Origin of the sequence: Xanthomonas sp. WHRI 10207, assembly GCF_040202975.1 — a bacterium.
Lineage (GTDB): Bacteria > Pseudomonadota > Gammaproteobacteria > Xanthomonadales > Xanthomonadaceae > Xanthomonas.
The window spans coordinates 1-17,425 of sequence record NZ_JBEGDX010000002.1; the positions used below are offsets into that span (position 1 = coordinate 1).

The following is a 17,425-nucleotide window of genomic DNA, read 5'->3' on the forward strand; positions in this document are numbered from 1 at the left end:
GGGAGGAATACGCCCGCCGGCTATGAGCGGTTTCTAACCTCCCGACATCCCGTCGCCGGCTGGCGACGGTGCCTGTTGTTGGAAGGAGGCGTTGTCATGGCAGATGTATCGATAGTGCAGATGGGTGAGCGTCCTCGCTCCATGGTGCTGGCGGAGGTGAGGCGATGAGCAGGGCGCAGCCAACGACCGCCAAGCGGACCAAACCAAACGCCAAACGCACCGTTACCGCGAAGCGGGCGACCACACAGGTAATAAAAGACACGCAGCCTATGCGGCTGGTGCCTTCGCCCACGTTCGATGTGGACAATCTCGACTTCGACCGTCACACCAGACCTCGCGCGGACGATTTACCGCAGCGCCCACCGCGCAAGGCGCGCACGCCCACGCGCTGCACGGTGGGTTATGCGTTCTACGATGCAGAGCCCGGCCGGCCGCACAGCCAGCGCATTCCCAGCGTGCGCTTGCGCGGGCTGTGGCTGGAGCAGTTGGGGTTTGCCGTTGGCTGCAAGCTGCAGATCACTGCGCGCGAGGGTGAGTTGGTGGTGACGGTAGTAGACGATTTTAGCCAGCTAGGCAGTGAAGCGGATCCATTGTGCGGTTGAAACTGCGCTGGGGCTTCGCCTCCGTACCCTCACCCCAACCCCTCTCCCGGAGGGAGAGAGGCTTTATGCTGGCATGCCTGAGAGTTTGGATGCTCTTGTTGCATTCGCGCTTACGCTCACGCTTTGCAGTCTGCTGTTTGGCCTGCCACCCAATGAAGAGCGCATTACTGATGCTTACATCAATAATGCGCGCGATAGGGTTTTCACGCTCACGCCGACTCCAACACCCAGCACCCGAACGCGGGCCCTGCCGAGTAGCCGGTTTCCGGTTCGATGCGGATCTGTAGGGTGGCGCGGCCTGCCACTGCTGCAGGCAAGGCGTAATCCACGTCGACGAAGTCCAGGCCGCGATTGCCATCCAGGCGTTCGTTGGCAATGAGTTCGCCGTCGGCGAGTATGCGGAAGCGGCGGCGGGTTTCGTCGCCCCAGTAGCGTAGGCGCAGAATGCGGGCCTGGGCGGTGTTGCGCAGGGTGAAGGCGATGAAGCCGCCGGTGCGGGCGTCGCGGCCGGCGCGGCGGCGGTAGCTGAGGGCGTAGGAGCTGTCGCTGGTGAGCGCGTGTGCCTGTTCCGATGCCTCGTCGCCTAGGGCGACACGATCCAGTGCGCGCGCGTCGAGTGCGCGTTGCGTTGCGTCCGCTGCCGTCTGCTCGGCCAGGCGTTGTTGCCAGGCAGCGGTATCGCGATGTTCCAGGTAGACGGCGCTGCGGCGATCGAACTGGGCGTAGAACGGGGAAAAACGCCATTGCTGGGCGCCATCGGCATAGGCGTAGTGGCCATGGGCCGGCAGCGGCTGCAGACGTTGCAGGACGTCATCGCCACCGGCCAGCGCCGGCGTTCTGTTGTTCCATGGTGTTGCGGCATCGCCAAGGTCGGCGGCCAACACCAGCGGGCCGCGCATGACGGCCACCCATGCCGGGTCGTCGGGTGTGGGTTCCAGGCGTAGCGGCGTCTCCAGCTGCAGGGACACGCTGTCGCCGGCCTTCCACAGCCGTTCGATGCGTAGGTAGCCCTCCACTGGCTGCACTGTTTGCAGCTGGCCGTTGACCTGCAGCGTGTGCGCGCCGGCCCAACCGGGCACGCGCAAAGCGAGCATGCGTGCATCTGCCGGCGCGACGTCGATGCGCAGCGTCACCTGGCCTTGCTCGGGAAGCGTGCTGCGCAAGCTCAGTGCGAAGCCCGCTGCGTCGCGCACGCTGGAGGGCACGTACAGATTGACATACACGCCCTGCCCATCTTCCCAGTAAACCGAATCGCCAAACTGCGCGTGCGCCTCCATGCCGCTGCCGACGCAACACCAGAAATCGTCGAACGGTTTGGACCAACCACGCGCTTCGCCAGCCAGCAGCGGTGTCATGTAGGTGAACATGCCGGTGCGCGGGTGTTGCTGCGCCATCACGTGGTTGAGCAGCGTGCGCTCGTAGTAATCGAAATACGCCGCCTGCGGCCCCCATTGATACAGATGCCGGGTGAGCTTGAGCATGTTGTAGCTGGCGCAGTGCTCGCAGGTCTGCTCGGTGAGGAACTTGGAGATGCTATCCGGCTGCTGGAAGTATTCGCGGTCGCCGTTGCCACCGATGACGTAGGTGTGGTGGTCGGTGACCGTGTGCCAGAAGAAACGCGCCGCCGCGCCGGAGGCAGCGTCGCCGGTGACCTCGTACTCGCGGGCAAGGCCAATCAGCTTGGGGATATTGGTATTGGAATGCTGGTGGACCAGTTCATCGCGTTGGGCGACCAGCGGGTCGAGCACGGCGTGATGATGCAGCCGCTGCGCAAGTGCCAGCCACTGCGCATCGCCGGTTTGCACATGCAACTCGACGAACGATTCGTTGAGGCCGCCGAATTCGCAAGACAACACTTTCTGCAGCTGCGCATCGTCCAATGCCGCGAAAATACCTTGCAGATAACCACCCAGCCCCACCGCCACCTGCAGCGCCTGCGCATTGCCGCAATGCGCATGCACATCGAGCAGGCCGGCGAACAGCTTGTGCCAGGTGTACAGCGGTGCCCAGCTGCCGTTGAGATAAAACGGTGCAGGGTCGATCTTGCCGCGCTTGAGCTCATCGAAGACTGCGCGCCCGCTTTCGATCTTTCCTGCCGCGTTCTTGCGGGTGAAGCCGGCCACGTAGCCATCGCCTGCATGCGCCTGGCAACGTGCCAGTTCGCTCACCAGATACGCGGCGCGTGTGGCGCATTGCGCATCGCCGGTTTGCGCATGCATCAACGCCAACGCGCTGAGATAGTGGCCGAGCGTATGGCCTGCAATGGTGTCCGCTTCCCAACCGCCGTAGGCTGGCGCCTTGGGGTCGAGGCCTGCATACAGCACGAAGTTGTGCAATAGCCGATCCGGCTGCAGCCGCATCAGATAGCGTCGATTGGTGTTGAGCGCATCCAGAAACAGCGAGGGCGTCAGGCGGACCTGAGCAAGCGGCACTGCGCGCATGCTTCCCGGCTGCGCGGCGCTGGCGTCGGCAGGGAAGCGCAGGAAGCCCGCAGCCACTGCCAGGCTGCTCCAGGCCAGAAAACGCCGCCGCGACAGGGTCAACGCATGCTCGGTGGTGCGCTCGGTGTTGGATGGCTCGGTCATGAGGTCAGCTTAGCTCCTGCCGCTACTTGCAGACTGCGCGCGCCGTTACAGGCCAGGCCGGCAATCGCGATGTAGAGCATATGGGCAACATGGTCTACCACTGCCCGATCGGATCGGGCAGTGGCACTGCGATCAGACAGCGCAGTCGATAGGGCCGCACTCAAAATTTCACCGTCGCGCGCGCCCAGTAGAACCTGCCAAGCAGGTCGTAGGTGGCCACATCGGTATTGGCGTTGCCGACATTGTTGGAGTAATACAGCGGCGGCTGCTTGTTGGCGATATTGTCCACGCCCACTTCGAAGCGCGTATGCCAGGGCTGCACGTTATAGCCGAGCTGCAGGTTGTTGTAGACGTAGGCGCCGATGTTGCGCACCACTGTCGGCTGGCTGGAATCGGCCGACAGGCTCTGGTCCGGATCGGAATTGCCGATGGCAGTGTTGCCGACATAGCGGATGCGCCAGGTAGCGCTCCAGTCGTCCAACGCCCAACTCACGGTGCCCAGCGCGCGCCAGCGTGGGAAATTGCCGTATGCCTGGGTGTAGCGGCCCACATTATGGATGGTGACCGAGCTGGGGTCGGTGGTATCGGGCAGCACGTCGTAGCGGGTGAGATAGGTGCCGTTGAGGCCGGCGGTGAGGTTGCCCCACGGCGTGGATGGCAGCCGATAGGTCAGATTGAAGTCCATGCCCTTGGCCCACAGCTTGCCCAGGTTGACGGTGGGCTCGGCGATGTAATTGATGGTGCCGTTGCCGTTGCGATGAATCAACGCGCAGAACGCGCTTGCCGAGTTGGCGTAGCACTGGTTGAGCACCGTTTGCGCGGAGACGGTGGTGATGGTGTCTTCCAGATCGATACGCCACCAGTCTGCGCTGATGGACAGGCCATCGATCCACTGCGGGTCGTAGACCAGGCCCACATCGTACGACTTGCCGGTTTCCGGCTTGAGTTGATAGCCGGCCACTGCCGCGCCGGACACCTTGCCCGACACCTGCCCGTCCGATTGCTGGTAGCTGCCGTCGGTGGGCACATTGGCGCAAGCCACGCTATTGCCGCCGGTGTAGCCGTTGCAGGGGTCGTTGACGGTGGCCGCATCGCCTGCCACGCCGGCATACAGCTCGTTGATGTTTGGCGCGCGAAACACCTGCGAGACGGTGCCGCGCACCAGCAGATTCTCGATCGGGCGATACTCCAGCGATACCTTGCTATTGGTCTTGCTACCCACCGAGCTGTAATCGGAAAAACGCGTGCCCAGGGTGATATTGAGCGCGTTGATGCCGGGCAGGTCCTTGAGTAGCGGGAACAACGCTTCGGCATAGGCTTCCTTGACGTCGAAGCTGCCGCTCAATGTGGACGAACAGTATTCGATCACCCCGCACAACCCGTTTTCGTCGCCGGTCCACAGCGCATCGGATGCTGTCGTGGAGCGCTCCTTCCGATACGAAAGCCCGGCCGCCAGGCTGGCCGCGCCGGCCGGTAGGTCGAACAGCGTACCGTTGGCATTGGCTTCGAATTGTTTGACCGTGTAGACGCTGGTCACGATCGGGTTGACCACCATGCCCTGCAAGGTGGCCAGGTTGGAGCTGTCGTTGAGGTTGAAGAAATTCAGCGGCGTGCAGCCAGCGATCGCTGCGCCTGCGCTGCCGCATTTGACTGCGCCGTCGCTGTCCAGAAACGACGGCCCGATGGCTTGATTGAACGCGGTATAGTCCAGAAAGCCATTGTTGATCGACTTCTGCTTGACCTTGCCGTAGTTGAAGTTTGCATCCCACTGCCAGGAACTGTCGCCGAAGCGGCCACGCAAGCCGGGACTGATCTGGAAGTTGTAGGTGTTGTATTGATAACTGCGGTTGCCCAGCACCGTGGCGCGCGTATTGAGGTCGTTGTACGAGGTACCGGTGGTGCGATCGGTACCGAAGTTGACGCCGAACGGGTTGTAGTAACTCTGCGACGACACCAGGATGTTGTCGCCGTTGGAGAAGATCGGAATCGGCGCGATGATCGAGGCCGATTCAGTTTTACTGAACCAGGTGTTGACGTACCCCTCGACGCTGTCGCTGAAGCGAAATGTGCCAAGCAGGAAGGCATTGGTGCGCTTTTGCGGGGTCTGCAACAAATTGAACGGCTGATAGTTGTAGGAATCGGCGCTGGGGTTATAGCAGTGAAAATCGCCTGGACCGGCGCGACCGCTGACGCCGCCATTGAGCGTGACCCGCGCGCAGCCATTGGCCTGCCGAAGCTGATTGGACTGATCCGAGCCATCGTTGAAGTTGACCGTGCCGGTGGGTGTGGCAGAAGACCCCTGCTTCACCGGCACACCATCGGTCAGTGCCAGCGCGTCCTTGGAGTAGTCGCGCGCACCGGCAGAGACAGGGTCGATGTTGTGATACGACAGCCCGCCGATCAGGCTGCCGCGCTCCCAGGTCTTGCCGGCGGTGAGTGCGAAGTTGCGCCGGTTGCCATCGCGCTCGCTGCTGGTACCGAAGTCGCTGCTGAACTGCACGCCGTCGAAGTGCGTGCGCAGGATGAAGTTGACCACACCACCGATGGCGTCGGACCCGTACACCGCAGAAGCACCATCGCTGAGCACCTCGATGCGCTCGATCATGCTGGTCGGAATGGCGTTGACGTCGTTGTACGCAAGCCGGATACCGTTGACCAACACCAAGGTGCGCTTGTCGCCCAGGCCGCGTAGCGAAATCGCCGAGGCACCGGTGCCGCCGCCGTTATTGGTGTACGGGTTGGTGGCGTTGCCGGCGATCGATGGCAGTTCCTGCAGCAGGTCGCCCACTGTGGCCTTGCCGGTTGCGGCAATCTGTTCCTGGCTCACCGTGACTACCGGGTTTGCGGTTTCGGTGTCCACACGGCGTAGCCGCGACCCGGTGACGACCACGCTGTCCAGCGTCTGCGTCGCGTCGCCGTTGCCGGCCTGTTGCGCATGTGCAGGAACCGCCGTGCCTGCGGCAAGCGCCAGCACCAACGCGGTGGCGAGCATGCTGGGCAGCGGGCGCGGCCTGGTCACGGTGCGACGAGGAATGGGCAGCGACGACATCGACATGCAAGGCTCCTGAGTTGAAAAAGTGGCTAAACGACGGGCAATACACGCCCGTACCGGTATGCGCCAGTGCGGGTCAGAACAGATGGAAGACAGGCACCGCGACGAAATCCTTCGCCATGGCCGTACCGCAGACGCAGACATCCATCAACGCGCGCGATCAGGTTCGATCGCGCAACCACGCGTGGTATCCGATGGAGGTTGGTTCGTTCATGGAGTCGCCCATGCGCTCCAGTTTCATCAGCTGGTCACAATGTGCCTGTGCGCAGGCGCTACGTCTTGTCGCATTTGTCGACCGTGCATGCGGAAAACAGCATGGTTGCCATGCGCACCGGTGTGCGTGCAGGCAGCGCTGTGCCAGGTCGGCGTGCTGGTGTCGCCTGCCCCACATCGAGAGCAACCACCGCAACGCCTGGGTCCGCCAGACCAGCGCGACGATGCGCAGTGCTGCATAGCGCGCGTCCAGGGCGGCTTCGCAGCGCCGCCCGCACCCAGCTGACGCGCGATCGCGATAGTTGCTGTGTTGGCATACGCCGACCGCAGATCCAGAGCGTGGACCTGCGGTCGGGGACGCTTATCGCTGCAACATCAGCGCCTCATCTGCATGCCGTCTCATCAATACGATGGCCGTTGGTGTTCCAGTTCTGATCCAGCCCATCGGTCCCTGTATAGGCCGAGCAGGTGCTGGCCGAACCCGACAGCGGCTTGGCCCCGGCGATGCTGACTTCGTACGGAAACTGCACCGGCTTCTTGCCTGCCAACTGTTCGACGATGGTCGGCACGATGCTGTAGCGATACGGCGTGGCCGTGACGACCAGATAGGTCTGTTTGGCGTCCGCCGGCAGCGCCAAGCTCACTGTGCTGCTTGCCGTCGCCTCCACTGCCGCCAGTGCTGCATAGGTCGGGCGGGACTGCGCATCCACACTGACCAGGGTAAAACGCCACGCCGCCTGGTCGGCAGCGGTCTTTCCCTGCAAGCTCACGCTGATTGTTTTTGCTCCGGTCTGCGGTGTCAGCGGAATGACATGGGTGCCGTAGATGTTCAACGGCCGCTCCGGTGAGGAGGCATACCGGCCGCGCGCGGCCAATGCCCTTAACGGCACATAGCGTTTGGCGGCGGCGCGGTCCTTGCTGATGTCGAGCAAGGCCTTCTGGCTGAGGAAGTCGAATGCGGCAAGCCGCGCACCGTAGCGCCCCATGAAATCGGCAAACGAACGAAAACCCTGCGGAAACACGCCCTGTTGCTGACCAAGGCGGACTACGGTCTGCATCGGCAGTTCCACGGTATCGCCAGCGGCATTGCGCTGATTTTTCAGCCACATGTCCCAGACCAGCGAACGGGTTGCATCGGCTTCGGCCAGAAACATCAACAACGGATGCGCGCCGTAGCGGCTCTCCGGAAACAGCGGCCCGTTCTCAAGATTCGACTGGTAGTACGCCACTGCAGAATCGTCCATCCGCCCGGTCTGGAACGCGCTCCAGTTGGCGTGGGTTTCCCAGAACCAACCAGCGGCCTGCAGATCGCGGTAACCGCCGCTGTAGTACTGCAAGGTGTGCACGAACTCATGCGCTACCGAGTGCGAGCCGTATCCAAGCGCCCACGACGAGATCCCGATCGCCTGCCCGGCACTGGCGCCGCATTCGGTGAGATCGCCGCCCTGCGCATAGGGCAGCCCGGTGCCGCACAGGTAGACATTGATGCGTTTGGGCGCCGTTACTCCGGCATAGGGCATCGGTGCGCCCAGCAGATCGGCATTCATTTGCCAGACCTTTTCGAACCAGGCGGCGCTCTGGTTGACGAAGGTCGTCCACGCGATGCCGCGCTTGGCCACATCGCGATAACTCTCCCCAGCCGTCTTCACCCCGTACCAGAAGGCGAAGTGTTGGGTTTCGTATTTTTTCGCAGATCCATTCGCCAGCATCGCAGCGGTGATCGTGTCCGGCTCGGCGGCGGTGACATAGGTGCGCCGATCCACGCGCACCGGATGCGCCTTGGCAACGGTGGCGACGTACTGCCGGTCCGACGCTGCGAAGGACGGCAGCTGATAACGCCGTCGGCAACCATCGGGATATTCCAGTACCACCGATCGCACCGATACCGCCGAATCCTCGCCGAACGCAGTGACCAACCTGGCCTGGAACGGCGGCCCCTCGGCAGCGCCGACCGCGTTCAATGCGGCCGAACCGCCGCTCGGCGTCCATGTGCGTAACGGCTGGGCGGCGCCCCACGGCGCATCGCTGGAACGCGATTGACACCCCACTGTTTCCGCCGCTGCGGCGATGCCAGGTAGCGTTGCCGATAAGGCGGTTGCCAGGATCGCGTTGGCGATGACGCGTGTTCGATGTTGCATGACATTCTCCAACAAGCCGCGCCGGAATGGCGGGCTTTGAGGTAATAGGCGTGCTCGACGCATGCACACGATCCCGCAGACCGCGGCATGCACGTGCGATCACGCGGGTGGCGGCGCGACGGCTGTGTCGGGCGATGTGCGATTCCACTCAGGCGTTGGTGCCTGCTGCATCCAGCGCACGAAAAAATCCAGCAACCGACGGCGGCCGTAACTGCCACCGGCGCCATGGTCGCCGCCCGGCACCACCAGCAGGTCGAAATCCTTGCCCGCCTTGATCAGGCGGTCGGCCACCTGGAAGGTGCTGGCGGGATCGACATTCATATCCATGTCGCCGGTGACCAGCAGCAGATGCCCTTGCAGGCGCGCGGCGTTTTCCACGTTGGACGATTCGGCATACCACGGCCCCACCGGCCAGCCCATCCATTGCTCGTTCCACCAGATCTTGTCCATGCGGTTGTCGTGGCAGCCGGAATTGGCCACGCCCGCCACATAGAACTCGGGATGGAACAACAACGCGCCCAACGCGTTCTGACCACCGGCCGAGGTGCCGTACACGCCGACGCCGCCGCGGATGTCGTACCACGGGTACTGCGCGGCCGCGGCGGTGTGCCAGGCGATGCGATCCGGCAGACCGGCGTCCTTGAGATTGCGCCAGGCCACGTCGTGGAAGGCGCGCGCGCGATTATTGGTGCCCATCCCATCGATCTGCGCCACCGCAAACCCCAGCGCGGTCAGCGGCGGCACCCGGGTGGTGAAGCTTTTCGGCACGAAGGAGCCTTGCGGGCCCGCATAGATGTCTTCGACCACGCGGTAACGCTGCTGCGGATCCAGCTGTTGCGGGCGATGGATCACGCCCCAGATTTCGGTCTTGCCATCGCGCCCGGTGGTATGGAACGGCAACGGCGCCTGCCAGCCGGCCGCCTGCAGACGGCTCAGATCGGTGCGCTCGATGGTACGTGCCACGCTACCGTCGGTGCTGCGCCGCAGCTCCAGCACCGGGCCCAGATCCACGCGCGAGTAAAGATCCAGCAACCACGTTCCATCCGGCGAATACTGCACGGCATGGTCGGCCTGCTGCGGCGTCAACGCGGTCAGCCCGCTGCCATCGATGCCGATACGATAAGCGTGGCGGTAATACGGATCTTCGCCGGGTTGCATGCCGGAGGCGCTGAAATACAGCTGCCCCGCTGCCTCGTCGATGCGATCGAGCTTGCGCACCACCCACTCACCGTGGGTGAGCTGACGGATCACCGCGCCGGTGCGGCCATCGTAGAGATACAGATGCTCCCAGCCATCGCGCTCGGAGGCCCACACGATCTGCGCGCCATCGGCCAGATTGCGGCGCGCATGCTTGCCGCCGTCTTCGTGCTCGCCGCTGAGCTCGGAGTATTCGATGAAGGTGGGCGAGGTTTCTTCGATCAGCGTGCGCGCGGCGGCACTGCGTGCATCCACCTCGATGACGCGATACAGCTGATGCCCGCGTGCGTTGTACTCGAAGGTGAAACCGCGGCTGTCCTTCCACCACACCATCTCGCTCAAGGTGAAGGCGTTGGGCAGCAGCGTCATCGCCACCGGATGCGCCGCGCGCGTGGCGATGTCGAAGAGCACCGGCTGCATCACCGGCAACACATCGCCCGGCTTGGGATAGATCTGCTGGTGCAGTTTGGGCTGCACGCGGTCGGCGGGCGCCGATTCGATGTAATAGACGATGCGCGGCGGCGGCGCTTTGACCCGATACGCCGCCAGATGCTGCGAATCCGGCGACCACACCAGGCTGTCCAGCGCGTAGTAATCGTCGGCACTGCCATCGCGACTAAGCACGCTGCGCTCACCGCCGCTCGCAGGCGCGATCACCACATTGGCCTGTTCGATCCAGGCGCGCCAGCGGCCATCCGGCGACAGCTTGACGTTGCGTTCGCCCTGCACGAGCGGAAGCCGCATGTCCATCGATTCCGGAGGCGCATCGCGGTCGTGCAGATGCACGCAGGCATAGCGCGACAGCGTGCATTGCCAGCCGACGCCAGCGAGCTGGAAGGCCAGACGGTCCTGCTGCAACGTGGGCGCCTGCAGCGTCAGCGCCGCTGCGTCCACAGCGACCGCGCCGGCCTTGGTCAATGCCGCCGCCAGGCGTGCATGGTCGAAGGCCAGCGTGTTGCGGCCGCTGGCGGCATCCACCATGCGGTATTCGATGGCCGGCCGTTGGTTGGCACGCGCGACCCCGCGCCGGTACAGGAATCTCCCGTCATCGATCCAGATCGGTTCGGTGGGTTGATGGTCGACCAGCGCGGCGTAGCGTTCGGCCAGGCCGAGCGCATGCGTGTACTGCGCAGGCGTGGGTGCGATCGATGCAGCCGTTGCGCTTGGCTGCGTCGACCAGAGAAGCATGCCCAGGCAAAGCGCGGCGATGCTGCGTAAACGGACGTGCAATAGGGAATGCAACGGTGGCCTCATCGGTGTGCACTGATCATGCGTGGTGGTGCTCATTGCGTATCGCACTGGCTGCTATCGGCATCGCCGGCGACCGGCAGACGTTGCGGCTGCGGTGCCAGCACTTCCCACTCCTGCACGGCAAGCGCGGCATAACTGTCCGGGCCGCCGGAGGCATCCATCACCAGACGCACGCAGCGCGTGGTGACCGCTGCAAACGACACCGCCTCGTAGCGATCGGTGCGGGTGCCGTAACGATCGCGCGGCTGCACCGGATGCCATTGCGCGTCCTGGCGGTATTCCAGGTGCCAGTGCGCTGGCGGCGCCACACCGATCTGCGCGGCGGGCGGCTGATCGGCCCAGAACACCACGCGGGTACGGTCCAGGGTGACCGGCTGCGCCCAGCTGTATTGAATCCATTGCTGCGGCGGATTGTCTGGCGTCCAGCTGCCCCATAGTTGAGGCGGCAATGGATTGGTTTTGACCACACCATCGTTGAGCGCGGCCATCCAGTACTGCAACGGAATCTGCGGCCCATTGGACGCAGTGGCCACGGCGGACGGCGCCTGATTGCGCTGTGGCGGCAGCGCCGGCTGCGGGCGCCGGGTGGGGACGACGGTGCGGATGCTCGCAGGCTGGGTGCTGTCGTCCCACTGCAGCCGATCGATCGCCACGCTGCGACGGAAATGCCCGCCGCCCTGCGCATCGGCGGTGTGATAGATCAGATACCACTGTCCCTTGAAGGCGACGATGCCCGGATGCGAGGTGGTCGAGGAGACCGGCGGCAGCACGATGCCGCGATAGGTCCACGGCCCCAGCGGCGTCGGCGCGCTCGCATAGGCGATGCACGCGTGATACAGCGTGGGCGTACATGCCGAATCGCGGCCGGCGTTGTTGGCCGCATACGCCAGGTAATAGGTGCCATTGCGCTTGAACAGCCACGGCGCTTCGAAGTAACCGTCGAGCGTCTCCACCGCCACAGGCGTGCCCTTGAAGGTCACCATGTCGCGCTCCAGCTCCACCCCGAACAGCGCGCCGAACGTGCCCCAGTACAGATACACGCGGCCATCGTCGTCGACCAGCACGGTGGGGTCGATGTTCTGGATGGCGTTGCGGTTGGGCACCGACTGCGACACCACCGGCCCTTGTGGATGGGCATCGCTCCACGGACCAAGCGGACTGTCGGCAACCGCCACGCCGATCGCGAACGGATCCGGATTGGGCGCGTTGCGTTGGTGTACCGGCGCATACAGGTAGTAACGGCCATCGGGCCCCTGCACGATCTGCGCGGCGTAGGCATAGCGCTTGTCGGCCCAGGCGAACACCTGTTGCGGACGTAGCAGGTCGCGGTAATGCGTCCACTGCCCGCTGGCCGGGTCGCTGCTGACGAACATCTGCCAACCAGGCATGACGAATTCGTTGCGGTTGGGTGGCGCGGTGTCGCGCCCGGCCAGGATGTACAGCTTGCCGTCGGCCACCAGCGGTGCCGGGTCGGCCGAATAGGTACTGCCGTCGGCGAGGATCGGGTTGCCCGGTGCATGCAGCTGCACGCCCTGCGGTGGCACGGCGGCGCAGGCGGCAACGGCAGCCAGCGACAACGCGCCGGCCAATGCCACGATTCGAGCGAGGCTGCCGGTCATGGGGTCGATCCCTGGCGCTGGGCCGGCGTGCTGGCCGCCTTGATCTGCACGCTGAGCGGAACCGACACCACCCCAGTGGGCGCACGCCCTTGCGCGGTGCCGGTCAGGCCGATCTGCCCTGGTTGCGCGTAATGCGCGGGCGCCAGCGCCGGCCATTTCACCGGCAAGCGCTCGCGCGAGCCGTCGTTGTATTGCACGCTCACAACGCTCGGCAGCGTGGGCGTCTGGCCGACCACGGCGCTCACCTCGGGCAAGGCCTGCACGGTGTTGATCTGCGCTGGCGGCGTGGTGCGTACCCAGACCGTGGCCTTGATCGGAAGCACGCCCTCCACCAGCCCCTGCAACTCCACCGCACCTTCACTATCCAGCCGCTGCAGCGACAGATCCGGCCACTGCACCGCCACCGGCAGCACGCTGCCATCGGCGAAGAAGGCGTCGACCTGCTGCGGCAACACCGGCAGCTGGCCCGGCGCGGTGCGCAGATCGATCGCCTCCACCCGCGTGGGCAACTCTGCGTGCACCTGCCATTCGTCCACGCCGATGGGCATGCGCCCGTCGGCGCCGGGCTGAGTGCTAAGCACCGCACGCACGGCGGTGGTGATGACCGGCGCAAAGCGGGCCGTGCTGGCGGCGCCAATCGCAGCGGTGGCAATCGGGTAGCCGCCATCGGCGACGATGTCGTGCCAGCGGCCGTTTTGCAGTGCCTGCAATGTCCAGCTGGCAGGTGCGGCCACCCCACCACGGGGCTGGTCGTTCCAGAAGTAGAGCGTGCTGGATGACAGACGCACCGGCAGCGGCCACTGGTATTGCAGCCAGAGCGTGGTTGGCTGCTCGCTGCCGTAACTGCCCCAGCGCCGGCTGCCCTTCGGCCTGCTGCCCACTGCGGGAATGACACCGTCGTTGAGCGCCTGTACGCGGTACTGCCCGCCGGTGAGCTGCGCGCTGACCGTGGCCAGTTCGTGCAATGGCACGCGCTGCAGCACCGGCGCGGCGGCCGCGAGCAGCTGCACATCCGCATGACCGTCCAACGCACCGTCGTTGGCCGCCAACCGCACCGTGTAAGCACCCGGGCGCGTAAAGCGCACCGCGGTCTGCAACGCGGCAGGATCGGCGAATACCGCATCGCCACCCTCCGGGCCTTGCAGCATCTGCCAGCGCACCTGCAACGCTGCGTTGGGCAAGCCGTCATCGCCGACCCGGCCGCTCACCATCGCCGCGCCGTCGGCACCCGCACCGGCATCGTCCAGCTGCCACGCTTGCACCTGCGGCGGCGCGTTGCCGGCAAACGCAGGCGCGGCAAGGCCGCTGTCGAACACCTGCAGTTCCTTGATGCCGGTGCGTGCGCCGCCGGCATGGGTCACCAGCACGCGCAGCGCCTGCGTACGCAGCGCCGGAAAGCGCACCCGGTTGCGGTTGCCTACGGCGATTGCCGCATCGCGCACCTGCCCCGGAACGGTCTTCCAGTTGCCGGCACCATCCTGGTACTGCACGACGTAGATCCACGGCGCGGCATAGCCGGGATAGGTGCCGGACGCAAAGCCATGCTGCTGGCCGCCAGGCGAGGAGCTGCGATAGAAATACAGCACCACCTGATCCACTTGCCGGGGCCGGCCCAGGTCCAGGGCGATCCAGTCACTGGCAGACGGCGAGCCGGCAGTGCCCCAGAACGGCGTACTCGCGGTGCTGCCGTCCACCGCCGCAGCGGCGGCAAAGCCTGGCGCAGCAAAACTGGCAGTGACCTGTGCGCCTTGTGCAAGGTTGTGGTTGGCAGTGGCCGGCAGCGTCACATCCACGCCGGCCTTGCTCAGCAGTTCGGCGATGCGCGAATCCGCAGCGATCGGCACCTGCGCCATCGACGCCAGCTGCGCCGGATGCGCCTCCAGCACCTGCACCGCGCCGTTGCGATTAACCGCATCGGGCGCCGCACTGACCTGCCCGCTGGCCGGGTCGTAGATCACATGCGCAAGCCGGTCCACGCGAAACGCCAGCGTGCCATCCAGATAGACGCTGTAGCCCTGCGGTGCCCTGCCCGCGTAATGGCGCCCATCGCGGTCCCAGACGATGCTCAGATTGCGATCGCGGTAGCGCAGGTTGTCGGCGGCAAAATGGTCCCAACCGATGTCGATGGGATACAGCTCGATCTTGTCGTCGTTGCGCGGACGCAGGCCCATCGCATCTTCGATCATGGTGAAATTGGTCGCACCCAGCTGGGTGTGGTGAATCCACGAGCGGTACGCGATCTTGCCGCCATTGCTGGCACTGCCCTTGGCCCAGAATTCGTTCTGATCCGGATAGCGGTTGTCGCCGTCGATGTAGGACGCCCATGCGTTCCAGTACAGCAGCGTGCGGTAGCTCTGCGCGCTCAGAAACGGGCTGGGGTAATCGCGTAGCGCCTCGCCGAGCAGACGGAATGCAACCGTCGCGTTGATGGTGGAAAAATTATTGCTGCCCGCATCGGCGCCACTGCTGCGCGCCTGCAGATCGACCTGATTGGCGGTGTAGAACGGAAACAGCGGGTATTGCGCTGCATCGGCAAACAAGCGCAAGGCACGCGCATATTTGGGGTCGTGATCGGCATCGCCCTGCTTGGGCATCAGTCCCACGCTGAAAGGGTAGTAGTTGTTGGTTTCCTTCCAGTCCACCGGCAGGCGCGGTCCCTTGGCCTGGCGATGTTTGAGCAGCTCTCCGTGCAGGCCCACCGAATCGGCGCTGTCGCTGTGGTCCTGCCACAACACCTCCAGCACCGCTTTGCGAATGCGTTGCGCGGTAGCCTGCATGCGTTGCGCGGTTGCGCTGTCGCCGGCCAGTTGCGCCGCCTGCGCCGCTGCCTGCGCGTTGGCATAGACGTAAGCGCTCTCGGTGCGATCCATGCGGATTTCGCCGTGCTTGGCCGCCCAGTCGAACGACACCGCATCGGCATCGTTACCGGTCATCGCCGCCCAGTCGTATTCGATCAGGCCGTTGTGGTTGAGATCGTAGGCAGCCAGTACGCCGTCCACATCGCCGCTGCCGGAGCGGGCCAGCTTTGCGGCCAGTGCCGGCGGGCCGCCATGCAGCTGCATCGAGCGCCATGCGGCGGCGGTGATGTATTGCGCATACGAGTTGGACCAGTTTTCCGGCGAGCCGGGATTGTCGGTGTACTTGCCGCCGCCCGCGGTCTCGCCTGCGCTGAGCCAGCTGCCGTACGCGTAGCTCGGGTCGCGCAGATATTTCAGATCGTCCAGAAACATGCCGGTGGTCAGCACGATGGCGTTGTTGTAGCCCAGCACGCCCTCAATGGCGACCGGAAACTGGTAATCGTTGCCCGGCACGTTGGCGTCGAGAAAATTGAAGCGCAGCGTCCACCAGCGATAGAAAAGGCTCTTGGTGATGTTCTCATCCGGCGTGTCCAGATACGGCACGTTATCCACCCACCAGCGGTTGTAGCCGGCAACGTGCTCCTGGTAAGCCTGTTGCGGCGACTGCACGGCGATACGGGTGTATTCGGCTTGCGCCTGCGGCAGCTCGTGCGTGAGCAGGCCCAGTTGCAGTTTCAGCGCTGGTGTCTCGCCGCTGGCCGGCACCGCCACTTCGCGCACCAGCTGGTTGCCGTCCACCCGAAAGCCATCGCCGGACAAGCGTGGAAACACTGTCGTGATCGCGTTGTAGGCTTCGAAGGCGCCGGTCAACGCATCGCCATCGGCATGCTGCGCCAACGGCGACAGCGCCTGCAACGACAACGTATGCGCTGCACCGTCCAGGCTAGACATTACGATGCTGGCCACCGCTACATTCTGCTCGGTGATGTACTTGACCAGGCGCATCCGCACGCCCGCGTTGGCATCCTCGAACACGGTACTGAAATAGCTGGGCGTCTGGCGACGCTGTTGCGAGCGCTCGCTCCACTGCACCGCGCGCTCGCCTTGCGTGGACAGGATGCGCAACAGCGCGTCGTAATCGATGGTATGCCAGTACGCCACCTGGCCGACGAAGCCGGGAATTTCGGGGTGATGCGTGGCCATAAACGCCGCACGCCCACGCGTGAACAGCCAGTCGTTCTCGTCATCGAAGCCACCACCGGTGCCTTCGCGCACCAGCATGCGATCGATCCAGAAATCGTTGCCCGCAACCTGCCCTGCCCCGCGCGCGCGATCAGCCGCGTAGATCCGCGCCAGCTGCCCACCAGGTGCGAAGGCCACGCCGCTGTCGGGCAGCGGATGCTCCAGCCCATGAAAACGCGGATCGCCAATCGCCGCGTTGGCCAGTGCCACCGGCGCCTCCTGCATGTCTTTGGCGATGCCCACGGGTATGCAAACGACTGCACCCGCGCAAAACGCGGCGGCTGCACCGGACCGCAGCGCGGCGCGCAACCAGCGTCTATGCCGGCACACGAATGTCATCAAAAAGGAACGACGCATGGAGCGGCTCTCTGCAAGGTGCGGGGCATTGAAATGGTCTGTCTGCGAGCAGCGGCACGCACCACACCGCTGCTGCGACCACCATGCGCTGAAAGAAGAGCGACCAACCCACCGACTGCGCTCACCGCCAGGCAAGCGCGCACGATGCTCGGTGCAGATGAAGCACTTGAACATGCAGGTTCCTCCGCACCGTGCACGCTCCGCTGAAGACCGCTCGCCACATCTCGTTCACCGCTGCACGCCTCGGCAGTGCCTCCACTGCGCGGCTGCTCTCTCGACGCGCCGGCAGCCGGTCAGCATAGGCGCTTACGACAGAGCACGTTGCAAGAATGCGAAGCGTGCCGCGGACATACGAACCTCGCGTGATTAGT

At 64.6% G+C, this 17,425-nt stretch carries 7 protein-coding genes; 1 reads left to right on the forward strand and 6 read right to left on the reverse strand.

Annotated features, from left to right (window positions below):
* Nucleotides 1–164 precede the first annotated feature (164 nt).
* Nucleotides 165–602 carry a SymE family type I addiction module toxin gene (locus tag ABQU90_RS05645; protein ID WP_323523452.1) on the forward strand — a complete coding sequence of 146 codons (438 nt, stop codon included), beginning with the start codon at nt 165–167 and terminating at the stop codon, nt 600–602.
* Nucleotides 603–811: 209 nt separating this feature from the next.
* On the opposite strand, the gene ABQU90_RS05650 is transcribed toward ABQU90_RS05645, so the two are convergent.
* The 6 genes from ABQU90_RS05650 to ABQU90_RS05675 form a co-directional block, all read right to left on the reverse strand.
* On the reverse strand, nt 812–3,187 hold the full coding sequence (locus tag ABQU90_RS05650) for a beta-L-arabinofuranosidase domain-containing protein (protein ID WP_323523453.1): 2,376 nt from the start codon (nt 3,185–3,187) through the stop codon (nt 812–814).
* Nucleotides 3,188–3,347: 160 nt separating this feature from the next.
* Nucleotides 3,348–6,242, reverse strand: coding sequence for a TonB-dependent receptor domain-containing protein (locus tag ABQU90_RS05655; protein ID WP_407078757.1), 2,895 nt, complete (start codon nt 6,240–6,242; stop codon nt 3,348–3,350).
* A gap of 593 nt (nt 6,243–6,835) precedes the next feature.
* Complete coding sequence (locus tag ABQU90_RS05660) at nt 6,836–8,590, reverse strand: DUF6055 domain-containing protein (RefSeq protein ID WP_323523454.1); 1,755 nt, start codon at nt 8,588–8,590, stop codon at nt 6,836–6,838.
* Between the two features lie 99 nt (nt 8,591–8,689).
* The gene (locus ABQU90_RS05665; RefSeq protein ID WP_407078758.1) at nt 8,690–10,975 is read right to left on the reverse strand and encodes a S9 family peptidase; all 2,286 of its coding nucleotides are present in this window, start codon (nt 10,973–10,975) and stop codon (nt 8,690–8,692) included.
* 95 nt (nt 10,976–11,070) lie between these two features.
* Nucleotides 11,071–12,657 carry a family 43 glycosylhydrolase gene (locus tag ABQU90_RS05670; protein ID WP_323523456.1) on the reverse strand — a complete coding sequence of 529 codons (1,587 nt, stop codon included), beginning with the start codon at nt 12,655–12,657 and terminating at the stop codon, nt 11,071–11,073.
* Complete coding sequence (locus tag ABQU90_RS05675) at nt 12,654–17,054, reverse strand: Ig-like domain-containing protein (RefSeq protein ID WP_323523457.1); 4,401 nt, start codon at nt 17,052–17,054, stop codon at nt 12,654–12,656. The genes ABQU90_RS05670 and ABQU90_RS05675 overlap by 4 nt, the downstream gene beginning before the upstream one ends.
* Nucleotides 17,055–17,425 lie beyond the last annotated feature (371 nt).